The 12078-nt window shown below is 59.4% G+C and carries 13 protein-coding genes; 7 read left to right on the forward strand and 6 right to left on the reverse strand.

The window, feature by feature from the left end; translation table 11 throughout:
- The 7 genes from M2401_RS02295 (at position 1) to M2401_RS02325 (ending at position 7183) form a co-directional block, all read left to right on the forward strand.
- Positions 1-1044: a 2,5-dihydroxypyridine 5,6-dioxygenase gene (locus tag M2401_RS02295; RefSeq protein WP_259099150.1), complete on the forward strand. Its 1044-nt coding sequence runs from the start codon at positions 1-3 to the stop codon at positions 1042-1044.
- A complete protein-coding gene (locus M2401_RS02300) occupies positions 1044-1682 on the forward strand; it encodes an isochorismatase family protein (protein WP_259099152.1) in 639 nt (212 codons plus the stop codon). The genes M2401_RS02295 and M2401_RS02300 overlap by 1 nt, the downstream gene beginning before the upstream one ends.
- A 125-nt stretch (positions 1683-1807) precedes the next feature.
- A complete protein-coding gene (locus M2401_RS02305; RefSeq protein WP_259099153.1) occupies positions 1808-3028 on the forward strand; it encodes an ABC transporter substrate-binding protein in 1221 nt (406 codons plus the stop codon).
- A gap of 151 nt (positions 3029-3179) precedes the next feature.
- On the forward strand, positions 3180-5126 hold the full coding sequence (locus M2401_RS02310) for an ABC transporter permease (RefSeq protein WP_259099155.1): 1947 nt from the start codon (positions 3180-3182) through the stop codon (positions 5124-5126).
- Positions 5123-5908: an ABC transporter ATP-binding protein gene (locus M2401_RS02315; RefSeq protein ID WP_259099157.1), complete on the forward strand. Its 786-nt coding sequence runs from the start codon at positions 5123-5125 to the stop codon at positions 5906-5908. Before M2401_RS02310 ends, M2401_RS02315 begins: the two co-directional genes overlap by 4 nt.
- Positions 5905-6672, forward strand: coding sequence for an ABC transporter ATP-binding protein (locus M2401_RS02320; protein ID WP_259099158.1), 768 nt, complete (start codon positions 5905-5907; stop codon positions 6670-6672). Before M2401_RS02315 ends, M2401_RS02320 begins: the two co-directional genes overlap by 4 nt.
- A gap of 220 nt (positions 6673-6892) precedes the next feature.
- Complete coding sequence (locus tag M2401_RS02325) at positions 6893-7183, forward strand: hypothetical protein (RefSeq protein WP_259099160.1); 291 nt, start codon at positions 6893-6895, stop codon at positions 7181-7183.
- A gap of 88 nt (positions 7184-7271) precedes the next feature.
- Here M2401_RS02325 and M2401_RS34420 read toward each other — a convergent pair whose 3' ends face one another.
- From M2401_RS34420 to M2401_RS02355, 6 genes are all read right to left on the reverse strand, one after another.
- Positions 7272-7718: a hypothetical protein gene (locus M2401_RS34420; RefSeq protein ID WP_259099162.1), complete on the reverse strand. Its 447-nt coding sequence runs from the start codon at positions 7716-7718 to the stop codon at positions 7272-7274.
- The gene (locus tag M2401_RS02335; RefSeq protein WP_259099164.1) at positions 7715-8158 is read right to left on the reverse strand and encodes a hypothetical protein; all 444 of its coding nucleotides are present in this window, start codon (positions 8156-8158) and stop codon (positions 7715-7717) included. Before M2401_RS02335 ends, M2401_RS34420 begins: the two co-directional genes overlap by 4 nt.
- Positions 8155-9081, reverse strand: a complete 927-nt coding sequence (locus M2401_RS02340) for a DUF6402 family protein (RefSeq protein WP_259099165.1) — start codon at positions 9079-9081, stop codon at positions 8155-8157. Before M2401_RS02340 ends, M2401_RS02335 begins: the two co-directional genes overlap by 4 nt.
- A gap of 5 nt (positions 9082-9086) precedes the next feature.
- Positions 9087-9626 carry a PAAR domain-containing protein gene (locus M2401_RS02345; RefSeq protein ID WP_259099168.1) on the reverse strand — a complete coding sequence of 180 codons (540 nt, stop codon included), beginning with the start codon at positions 9624-9626 and terminating at the stop codon, positions 9087-9089.
- A gap of 207 nt (positions 9627-9833) precedes the next feature.
- Positions 9834-11069 (reverse strand): type II toxin-antitoxin system HipA family toxin, encoded by a 1236-nt coding sequence (locus M2401_RS02350; protein WP_259099171.1) that lies wholly within the window; start codon positions 11067-11069, stop codon positions 9834-9836.
- Positions 11070-11208: 139 nt separating this feature from the next.
- Positions 11209-11772, reverse strand: a complete 564-nt coding sequence (locus M2401_RS02355; RefSeq protein ID WP_259099173.1) for a Bro-N domain-containing protein — start codon at positions 11770-11772, stop codon at positions 11209-11211.
- Positions 11773-12078: the final 306 nt, after the last annotated feature.

The following is a 12078-nucleotide window of genomic DNA, read 5'->3' on the forward strand; positions in this document are numbered from 1 at the left end:
ATGGCCGTCAGTGACTACAGCATGATCGAAGCCTGGACTCAGGTCCTGCGCCTTTCCAGACTCGAAGCGGGGCAGGCGGTGACCATTCTCACCGGTGCCGACACCCATCCCCAGACCCTGCGCACCGCGCAGATTGCCTGCCAGGCACTGGGCGCGGTGATCAGTCGGCTGGACCTGGCGCCGGTCAATGGCGAGCGCTCCCTGAGCCGCGACCCCTTGGCGTACCTGGGCACCACGCCCTTGACCGGCAACAAGCCGGCCATGGCCGCCCTGCAAGCCAGTGACCTGGTGCTGGACCTGATGACCCTGCTGTTCTCCCCGGAGCAACACCGGATTCTTGAAGGCGGCACCAAGATCCTACTGGCTGTGGAGCCGCCGGAAATCCTTGTACGCATGGTCCCGACCGAGGCTGATCGCCTGCGGGTCATGCGCGCGGCGGCACGGATCGAAAAGGCCGCGCGCATGACGGTCACCTCGCCTGCGGGAACCTCGTTGTCCTGCCCATTGGGCGAGTTTCCGGCCATCAGCGAGTACGGCTTCGTCGACGCGCCGGGGCGCTGGGACCACTGGCCGAGCGGCTTTGTGCTGACCTGGCCCAACGAGTTGCAGGCCAGCGGCACCATCGTCATCGACCGCGGCGACATCCTGCTGCCACACAAGAGCTACGTGCAGGACCCGATCCAGCTCACGGTCGAAGGCGGCTATGCCACGCGCATCGACGGCGGCGTCGAGGCGGCGCTGCTGCGTGACTACATGGAGAGCTTCGACGACCCCGAAGCCTATGCCATCTCTCATATCGGCTGGGGCCTGCAGCCAAGAGCGCGCTGGTCGACCCTGGGCCTGCTGGATCGCGAGGCGCATATCGGCATGGATGCGCGGGCCTACGAGGGCAACTTCCTGTTCTCCCTGGGCCCCAACAACGAAGCGGGCGGGTCGCGCACCACTGCTTGCCATATCGATATCCCGCTGCGCGGGTGCACGGTGTTGCTGGACGACCTGGTAGTGGTCGACGGCGGCAAAGTCGTCAACGAGGAGCTGATGTAATGAACGATCAATCCGCCAATACCGATATTGAAAGCTATCAGCGCCAGGGCTTCGGCGCCGACATGGAGCTGCCCGCGCCCTATGCCCTGTTGATCGTCGATCTGGTGGAGGGCTTTGCCGATCCCGCGATCTTTGGTGGCGGCAATATTCCCCAGGCCATCGCCCAGACCGAACACCTGCTGGCCCATGCCCGTCAGCAAGGCTGGCCGGTGGCCCATTCGCGGATCGTTTTTGCCGACGATGGCGCCGATGCCAATGTGTTTTCCCTCAAGGTCCCGTCCATGCTGACCTTGACCGAACACGCCCCGCGCAGTGCCATCGTGCCGCAACTCAAACCCTTGCCGGGCGAGTTGGTGGTGCGCAAGACCTTGCCGTCGGCCTTCTTCGGCACCGATCTGGCCGCCTGGCTGACTTTCCATGGCGTGCGCACCGTGCTGATTGCCGGTGCCGTCACCAGTGGCTGCGTGCGTGCCAGTGTGCTGGACGCACTGAATCATGGCTTTCGCCCGCTGGTGGTCAGCGACTGCGTGGGTGACCGGGCCATCGGCCCCCATGACGCCAACCTGTTCGATATGGCCCAGAAGTACGCCGTGGTAAGGCCTCTGGCCCATGTACCGGGCCTGCTGCACAACGCCTGACTATAAAAAAGCCTGATTGGCATACGCGTTGCAAATTAATTAACTGCCCGTTTAATAACGGTCGTCCGATCCTGGAACGCCCTAATGCTGTGCAAGCCTTTGAATTGATCAGCTTGGAGAACACCATGGAATTGCGTGCACGTTTCAAGAAGTCGAGCCTGCTGGCAGGCGCGGTTGCTTTGGTTATCAGCGGTGTCGCCTGGTCGGCGGACACCATCAAGATCGGCGACATCAACAGCTATAAGTCCCAGCCGGTCTTCACCGACGGCTACAAGAAGGGCATGGAGCTGGCGGTCGAGCAAATCAACGCCGCAGGTGGCGTCAATGGCAAGAAACTCGAACTCATCACCCGCGACGACAACGCCAACCCCGGTGATGCCATTCGCCAGGCCGAGGACCTGATCAACCGCGAACATGTGGATGTGCTCGCCGGTGCGTTTTACGCCCATATCGGTACCGCGCTGTCCGACTACGCCAAGCAGAAAAAACGCTTTGTGCTGATCACCGAAGCCCTCAGCGACAACATCGTCTGGAGTGCCGGCAACCGCTACACCTACCGCCTCGATGCTTCGACCTACATGCTCACCGCCGCACTGGTGGACGAAGCGGTGAAGCTGCACAAGAAACGCTGGGCGCTGGTCTACCCCAACTATGAGTTCGGCACCGCCGCCGCCAGTGCTTTCAAAACCATGCTCAAGGCCCGCCAGCCGGATGTCGAGTTCGTCAGCGAGCAGGCGCCGCCGTTCGGCAAGGTCGATGCGGGCAGCGTGGTTCAGGCGTTGGTCGATTCCAAGCCGGACGCCCTTTTCAACGCCCTGTTCGGCGCTGACCTGGCCAAGTTCATTCGTGAAGGCACCACGCGCAGCTTCTTCGGCGAGCAACTGCCGGTGCTCAGCATCATCACCGGCCAGCCTGAATACCTGGAGCCGCTCAAGGACGAAGTGCCGCCGAACTGGACCGTCACTGGCTACCCCTGGTACAGCATCGACACCCCGGCGCATAAAGCCTTCGTCGACGCTTACCATGCCAAATACGGCAGCGAGAACATGCGCTTCGGCTCGATCATCGGCTACTCGGCGATTCAGTCCATCGCAGCAGGCATCAAGGCCTCCGGTGGCAAGACCGATTCCGAATCCATGGTCGATGCCTTCAGCGGCCTCAAAGTCGACACTCCGGACGGCCCGCTGGAATATCGCAAGATCGACCACCAGGCCACCTGGGGCCTGTATGTCGGCAAGCTGGCGGTCAAGGATGGTTCCGGCGTGATGGTGGATTACCACTTCAAGCCGGGTGCAACGCTGCTGCCGTCGGATGACGAAGTTCGCAAGCTGCGGCCGGAGCAGTAAGACCGCGCGGTGAACACTGTCCTGTTGGAGCGAGGCTTGCCCGCGAACAAATGACGCGGTGTGCCTGGCATACCGCGTCGCTTAATTCGCGGGCAAGCCTCGCTCCAACAGGGCGGGATGCAACACCTCATCACCCTGAATCGAGGCCGTCATGGACTTTTCAGCTTTACTTGCACAGTTACTCAATGGCCTGGCCGAAGCGTCGTCGCTGTTTCTGGTGGCGGCGGGGTTGTCGCTGATTTTCGGCGTGACCCGTATCGTCAACTTCGCCCATGGCTCGTTCTACATGGTCGGTCTGTACATCGCTTATTCGTTGGTCGAGCACCTGATGGGCACGCTCGGCGCCGCTGGATTCTGGCTCGGCCTGGCGCTGGCGGCGATCACCGTTGGCGTGCTCGGCGCAGCTGTGGAAATCGTCTTGCTGCGACGCATCTACAAGGCACCAGAGCTGTTTCAATTACTGGCCACTTTCGCCCTGGTACTGGTCATCAATGACGCCGTGCTGGGCTATTGGGGCGCCGAAGAATTGCTCGGCCGCCGCGCCCCCGGCCTGTCCGGATCGATCGACATTCTCGGTCGGCAGTTTCCGTCCTATAACTTCTTCTTGATCGCCATTGGTCCCGTGGTTCTGGGCCTGGTCTGGCTGCTGTTGGTCAAGACCCGCTGGGGCGTGCTGGTGCGCGCCGCCACCCAGGACCGGGAAATGCTCGGTGCCCTGGGCATCAATCAGGCGTGGCTGTTTACCAGTGTTTTCGCCCTCGGCGCCATGCTCGCCGGCTTGGGCGGGGCGGTGCAGTTGCCCCGTGAACCGGCCAGCCTGGCCCTGGACCTGCGCACCATCGGCGAAGCCTTTGTCATCGTCGTGGTTGGTGGCATGGGTTCGCTGCCGGGCGCCTACGTCGCGGCGCTGTTGATCGCCGAAATCAAGGCCATGTGCATCGGCCTGGGCTCGACCACATTGTTCGGCGTCAGCATTTCCTTTTCCAAACTGACCCTGGTCATCGAGTTCCTGGTCATGGCCGTAGTGCTGGTCATCCGGCCGTGGGGGCTGATGGGCAAACCCCAGGCCACCAGCCGCAACTCGGCCCCGATTGAAGCACCGCTGCGGCCCGGTTCGAAAAACTTCAAGCTGCTGATCGGCGCGCTGTTGCTGGTGCTGGCCGTGCTGCCGTTGTTATCGACCTGGCTGCCCTATGCCAGCGTATTGACCCAGGACGTGCTGGTGACCGTGCTGTTTGCCGTCAGCCTGCACTTCATCATGGGCCCGGGGGGCATGCACTCCTTTGGCCATGCCGCTTACTTCGGCCTCGGTGCCTATGGCGCGGCGATCCTGTTCAAGGTGCTGACCATGCCCATGCCCCTGGCATTCGCCTTCGCGCCCCTTGTAGCAGGGTTGGGTGCGCTGGTGTTTGGCTGGTTCTGTGTACGGCTTTCGGGCGTTTACCTGGCCATGCTGACCCTGGCGTTCTCGCAGATCGTCTGGTCCGTGGTGTTCCAGTGGGAGGACGTCACCGGCGGCTCCAACGGCATCACTGGCATCTGGCCGTCCTCCTGGCTCGATGGCACAAGTTACTACTACCTGACCCTGGTTCTGGTGGCGGCCAGCGTGTTTCTGGTGCGACGCATCCTCTTCGCGCCCTTTGGCTACAGCCTGCGCGCGGCTCGGGATTCGGCCCTGCGCGCCGACGCCATCGGCATCGACGTCAAGCGCGTGCAGTGGATGGCGTTTGTCATCGCTGGCGTTTTCGCCGGTCTCGCCGGGACCCTGTACATCTTCTCCAAGGGCAGCATTTCCCCGGACGCCATGGCAGTCGGCAAGTCGGTGGACGGGCTGGTCATGGTCCTGCTCGGCGGCATCCAGAACCTGCTCGGCCCGGTAGTCGGCGCAAGCGTATTCAGCGTGCTGCAGGACTACATCATGCGTGCCACCGATTACTGGCGGGCGGTGTTTGGCGGAGTGATTCTGGTGCTGGTACTGGTCTTCCCCCAAGGCATCGCCGGGTTCTTCCAGGAAGCGGGGCAGTGGTGGAAAAAATGGCGGACGACGTCTGCGGCCAAGGCCGTGCCGGTCGCAGCGGTAGTGGAGAAGCGGGCATGACTGTTCTTCTGCAAGTACGTGACCTGAACAAGTCCTTCGGCGGCGTGCGCGCGGTCGATGGCATCAACTTCGATCTGCACGAAGGCGAACTGCTCGCCCTGATCGGCCCCAACGGCGCCGGCAAATCGACCACCTTCAACATGGTTGGCGGTCAGCTCAAGGCCTCGGGCGGTTCGATCCAATTACTGGGCAAGGAACTGGTGGGCAGGCGCCCGCGAGACATCTGCCGCATGCAGGTCGGCCGCACCTTCCAGATCGCCGAGACCTTCGCCTCCCTCAGCGTGCTGGAAAACGTGCAGATGGCCCTGCTGTCGCACCATGGCCAGGGTTTCGCGCTGTTCCGCCCGGCCCGCAGCCAATACCGCCAACAGGCGATGGACCTGCTCGCCCAGGTCGGCATGCACAACCATGCCGAGCGCCCGTGCAGCGAACTGGCCTATGGCGACGTCAAGCGCGTCGAACTGGCCATGGCCCTGGCCAACGATCCCAAACTGCTGCTGATGGATGAACCCACCGCTGGCATGGGCCCCGAGGAACGCAACGATCTTATGGCCCTGACCAAGCGCCTGGTGGTGGAACGCAAGATGGCGGTGCTGTTTACCGAACACAGCATGGACGTGGTCTTTGCCTATGCCGACCGCATGATCGTCCTGGCCCGTGGCCGCCTCATCGCCGAGGGAGACGCCCAGTACATCCGCAATCACCCCAAGGTGCAGGAAGTGTATTTCGGCAGCGGCAAGACCTTTGAAAATGAACAGGCGCAATCGCAGGTGACGGTATGAGTGCAGTGCTTGCCAACAAGACCCCAATGACCGCCGACGCCGAGTCGCTGCTGCAAGTGTCCGGCCTCAACGCCTGGTATGGCGCGGCCCAGGTGCTCTACAACGTCAGCCTCAACGTACGGCGCGGCGAAGTGGTGGCGCTGATGGGCCGCAATGGCGCGGGTAAATCCACCACCTTCAAATCCCTGATGGGCATGCTCCCCCGGCGCCAGGGCAATATCCAGTTCATGGGCCGCGACGTCGCCGGGCTGGAGCCTTACCAACTGGCGCGCATGGGCCTGGGGTTCGTCCCGGAAGACCGCCGCGTGTTCACCCACCTCACCGTCACCGAAAACCTCGAAGTCGGCCGCCAGGCGGACCGCAGCTGGCCCGACGGCACCCCCGCGCTGAACTGGACGCCGCAACAACTGTTCGAGTTCTTCCCCAACCTCGGCGCCATGCAAGAACGCCCGGGCGGCCAGATGAGCGGCGGTGAACAACAGATGCTCACCGTCGCCCGCACGCTGATGGGCAACCCCTTCCTGATCCTCCTCGACGAGCCATCAGAAGGCGTCGCGCCCATCATCGTCGAGCAAATGGCCCAGATGATCCTCGCCCTCAAAGCCAAAGGCGCAAGCATCCTGCTCTCCGAACAGAACCTGCACTTCGCCGCCCTCGTCTCCGACCGCGCCTACGTCCTGGAAAAGGGCCTGATCCGCTACGAAGGCAGCATGGCCGAGCTGGCGGCCAATGAAGAGGTGCGCAAGGCGTATCTGACGATGTAATGCGCAGCGTTCCATGACCCGGAATGGGACCCCGTAGGAGCTGCCGAAGGCTGTGATAGCGGTGCATCAGGCAGCCATTCGCAGCCTTCGGCAGCTCCTACGATTTACCCCTCGCGCGAATTGAAATACCGGGCTGCTGCACTGTCTTGAGTGTACTGGCCCATTGATGTCATGGTAAAAAGCTTGTCGGATACTTCATCCCTCAAGCTAAGGAATGGCCATGAAAAAGACAGGAATCGTCTTTATCGCCCTGTGGGCACTGCTCTGCACCTTCCAGGCCACCGCCAAGGAAGCCAGCCTCACCGACGCCGCCATCGCCCAGCGCCTGATCGACGACTCCATCGCCGCCTACTCCGGCAACTGCCCATGCCCCTACAACGCCGCCCGCAACGGCAACCGGTGCGGCAAACGCAGCGCCTACAACCGCCCCGGCGGCGCCGCGCCATTGTGCTTTAAGGAAGATGTGACCAAAGCCATGGTGCAAGAGTATCGGGCGCGGATGAAGGGTTAGCCTGCAACTTGAACTCGGTGGAGCGAGGTTTGCTCGCGAAGTATCTGGGTTTAGGAGGCAACAAAAGCGATTTCGATAGCTTCGATGTTTAGTTTGCTGAGTTGCGAGGCATAGGTCTGTCACCTATGCAGTCAGGTACATTAGGACCAATATATATAGCGCCTGCTGATACCTCTGGGAAACTTTTGCTACCCCAATACAGAGGCCCGCTAGTATATTGCAAATCGTAAACGCTGCTCATTCCTATCAACTTTCCACTGCGGTGATCATATAATTTATAAAAGCCAGGATAACCCCACAGCTGAAACCATTTGGTTGATCCCTCTTCGTTCGGATCCTGCACTGGTTGTAGCAGGCTCGGTAACGCCCAAAACGGTTTTAGCGTCTCGACTCGATAACAGCCGCCGGGGCTTATAACTGGAGCGCTTAAGTTCGTTGCCAAGGATTTTTCCCACCATTGCGAGGCGACCCACAGGCCGCCTGCAATAGTAACGTAGGTCGCCGCAAAGGCGATTTGACGTGACAAATATGTCATACCTTTGGCGTTCGGTTTGAGGGCCTGTCACCTATGCAGTCAGCCACGTTAGGGCCGACGGGGATCATACCGGCAAATATTTCTCCCGAACCCGCTCCCCAAGTCATACCTCCACCACCTGTTTCCAAATCGTAGATCCTGGTTTCTGAAATTAACTTGCCTGTACGATGATCATAGAGGCGAAAAAAACCGGGATAGCCCCACCAGGGGAACCATTCTGGTTTATCCAATTCATCAGGATGGACCCTTGGGTGAAAGATGTTGGGCAATACCCAAAATGGCTTAAATATTTCGACCCGATAGCAACCGCCGGGGCTGATATCAGCTTCCCCCAGCCTTGCAGCCAAACCCTTCTCCCACCATTGCGAAGCGGCCCATAGGCTACCGGCTATACCGATGTAGGCCACAACAAAGCAAATTCTTCGACTGGCGATTTTCAAGCCCATGTTCCTAAATCAATAACGTGATCGGCCTTTTTCCATAAAATATCGGAGTAAATAATATAGTCGCCACCTTTGGAGGTTTTATCACGATATTCACGAAAGTCGCTGTTGGTGACGGCCGCGAAAGGCCCATTCTTCATGTGTAAAATTAATTGCCCTGCCGGACTGAAGGCAGCGGCTGTTTCGGTCTTGGTCAGTACGCGGTCTTGCGCCCATGTGCCCAGATATTGAAGTCCATTAAAGTCATAATAATCACGGATGTAAAAGCCCACATGTTCAACATAAAAGTAATGGCGGGTCGGGTTGGTTGTATAGCTTTCTTCGGTGTACGCTTTTCCTGCTACACCGATCTTTAATGTTGCGTTACCCAGGGCTCCGTACATATCGTCCAACACATCCCATGTCTCCCCGAATTGAGAGAAATTTACTTGGGAGAACGCATCCATGTGAAGGGCGGACATGTTATAAAATCCTAGTTCAAACGCGTTTTGTCCTTGCCATCCGGATTTTTTTAAAAGGCTTTTCAAACGCATCGCTGCATTCGGTGTAGTCAACCTTGATTCCGCAACTTCTACGGCTTTGCGACAACGCTCATATTTCATAGCCCAGGCCATTTTTACGATACTTTCATCGCACTGTGCTTTCGACAAACTCATGGAGTCTGGTTGAGTTTTAGGCTGCTTCCATTCATCCGGCATCTGCCACGCCGGGCTCTCAAACCATCTCTGCATCAGGGCCGCCGCCGTATCCCACCCCATAGTGCGCATTGCCACAGGCAAGCGCGTTAGCGCCAGAGGCTCAACGATGACCTGCTTGGGTGGTGTATCAGCAGGCGCATAAGTCTGTGAACTGCCCTGCGGCATGGAGAACAAAGTATCCGGGCCGACGGCATTGGTACGCTGGAAATCGTTCAAGGACATCGTGGTTACTCCATCAGGGGCGACGGTGCGCTGATTGCAATACTCAAGCTGGCGGGGATTGCGCTGCCATGTGCATCGCTGCGGCCTCGCTCATCCAGCTTGCCAAAGGCGACGCACTGATCGTCTTGCAGCAATACGTAATCCAGCTTGCCAAGCGGCACGCGCCGATGATCAAGCAACTGAAATCGCTCATCGCAGTGGGTGGTGATTGAGGCGCAGAGCGGTGATGTGGCCGACGCCCAGCGGGTTGATTGCACGGGGCGTTCTTCACCGACGTAGCTGGAGTCAAACGTGGAAGGGATCAGCGTGGCCTGACAGGGGCAAGTGCTGACACTATCCAGCGTACCGGCCACGGCCCGTCCGTGGCTGATGTAGTACGAAACACCGCCGCGAATCTCATAAGTTTTACCGTCCACGCCACAGCTAACTCGGTCCCCTTCACGTGCATGCAGCAGGTCATTCCATATAACGCCGTCATGCCCATCGAGAACCTTTCCTCCACAACTGGTTTTGTCACCCAAGCCAATGAAATATCCAATAGCCATTGAATGCCCTCTCTGCTGACGAGGCGCCCATGCGAAGAGGCGCCCCTTTGATTACGAACGACTGCACCGATCAACGAGTAGGAATCGAGCAACCTAACCAGTCAGAGATTGGATAAAACCGTTTCGAAAGTAAGTAGGAAAAGTCCCGAAGTGATTAGGATTCAGGCCGAAAGTCTGTAGGTTTGGGGCTACAACCGCCAAGGCAACTCACTCCGCAGCAATACTGCGCGACAACCCCGCTTCCCAAGCCGCAGTCATCTTGTCCCCCACCACCTCAAACCCCGGATGACTGCTCCGATAGTCCGCAAGCTCAGCCATCCCACGACGCATCCCGTCATGAACCCTGCCAAGCAATTCATTGCAGCGAGCCTCACTCAGGTTGCATGAGCTGCGCCCGAACTGGACCAGCATCCGTCGCTTGGGCCAGGCCTTCGAACCACCCAGCAACAGCCCCATAATGTCGTTGCCCTTGTACACCGTGGTCGTCACCAGGTCGTAAGCGGGGGCGAGCCAAATGTCGGCGTCATCGGCACAGCTCTCATAGAGCAGGCCGAAGTTTTTCAGGTGAGCGTCGCCATTCTGGATACCGGCACAGAGCGCCACCATGACGAAGAAATCTTCCAGCGCCTGGGTGACACGGTGGGGCGTGACATAAGACTTGATCAGCCGCGCACAGCCCTGATAACTGCCGTCGTACTTCTTCGCCGTGCCCCAGCCGGATAGCACGCACATATCCTCAAACCCGAGGTAGGCGCGATCACCGATATCGAAACGCTTCACCACCAATAACTTGCCCTGCTGGCCAAGCTGAAACTCCGGCACCTCAAGACCGCAGTGCAAGGCTGCCCGCATGCAGAAAAACTCATTGGCGGCCAGTTGGGGAAAGTCTGACTCGCTAAAGGCTTTCACCAGATGGGTGGCGCCCCGGTGGATGGCGCTCTCCAGATCAAGGCCCGTGCTGCCAATGTCACGAACCAACACCTTTGGCTGCACGCCTGACACCCCGGAGTAGGGCGCGCAAGTCTGTATCAGGTCAGCAAACAGATCCCGCGCGCCGTTATGGGCCAGCAATTCCGAGACCTTGATCCTTGGCGGCGACTCACTATCGACTGAACGGGCAACGCCGACACGGCCGAGCTGATGCGGACCGACAATGCTCAGTAACGCCAAGCGATCAAAGCCACCCACCGCCTTGCTGAACCGCCGCACCAGATGATCTTTGAGATAGCCCTCGGGGATATGCATCTCGAACAGCGGATGGACTCCATACGCCCAGTGGTAACTCTCCGGGCGCACCGGCATGGTCAGGGAAACGGCGTTCTCTGCCGCTACCACCGCGCCATACGAAAAGACCGAATCGCGCTGCTTCTCGTCGCTGTGCTCAAGCGTCCCCACAGCTACAACGCTGATCTCGACAGATAGCCGGTCACTTCGCCTGCTCATGGATGCTTCCTGCCTTCTATTTATTTCTTCGCCAATCAGGGAACACAGCACAACCCTGTGGAAGCGAATTCATTCGCTAAGCAATCGCCAGATCACCACCGACCGATCGCTTCGCCAACAGATGCCGTCCTATGCCCAATCAAACCAACCGAAACACCTGCCACGCCGCCCGCCACCAAGACAGCCGCCCCTTGCGCAAACCCGACACCGCCGGCATCTGGTCATGAGGCAACATCCGCGGCATATCCCGCAGCCGAATCCACGGCTCGCTCTGCCAATGCAACAGACTCACCGACAACCCTGGCCATTGCAGAAAACTCAAACTCGGCTGCACACAATCCACCGGCAACGCCTCATCCCGAATCGACGCCACCACCTCATTACTGATCCACCGCCGCAGGCCACGGTTATCAATGTGATAGTGCTGAGCCAGCAAGGCATACACCGCCGACTCCGTCACCATCAACTCCGCCACCGCATCACCACCGTGATCGGCCAGCAACACCGTCCGCCGCTGATCCTCGTCCAGCTTACGCGTGGTGCGGTCGCTCAAGGGGCGACTCATCAGACGGCCAAGGTCGCGGGCGCAGAACCAGATTTGCGATTCCAGGAGGAGAGTGCGCAGGGGACGGTTGTAGTGGAGGAAGAGGGTGGGGGTGTGGGGTTCTGCCATTGGCTGGCGTGCGGTACGTGTATCAAACATTTTTGTTATCTCTGCTGTTCACTTCTTTGAGGTAAGGCGTCGGGAGTTAAGAAACCCACAGCAGTAAGGCCGGACGTATTCCCCTTGCGGGTCTTGTATTGGTCCACTCCCGACATAGCAGAAATTTTAGGACGCGCAGCCGGGGGCCGCAGGTACAAAAAAGCCGCATTCTATCGGGAGCGGTCAGGCCGCTGCTGTTCTGTTTTGTGCGTTTCTTAGGCGCGGTGCAAGGGTAGGGAGCGTTGGCTGAGCAGGCAAGGCTCAATCTTGTAGGGCATTTCTGAAAATGTCGGCAGATCACGTATG

This window comes from Pseudomonas sp. JUb42, from assembly GCF_024807945.1.
Classification (GTDB): Bacteria; Pseudomonadota; Gammaproteobacteria; order Pseudomonadales; family Pseudomonadaceae; genus Aquipseudomonas.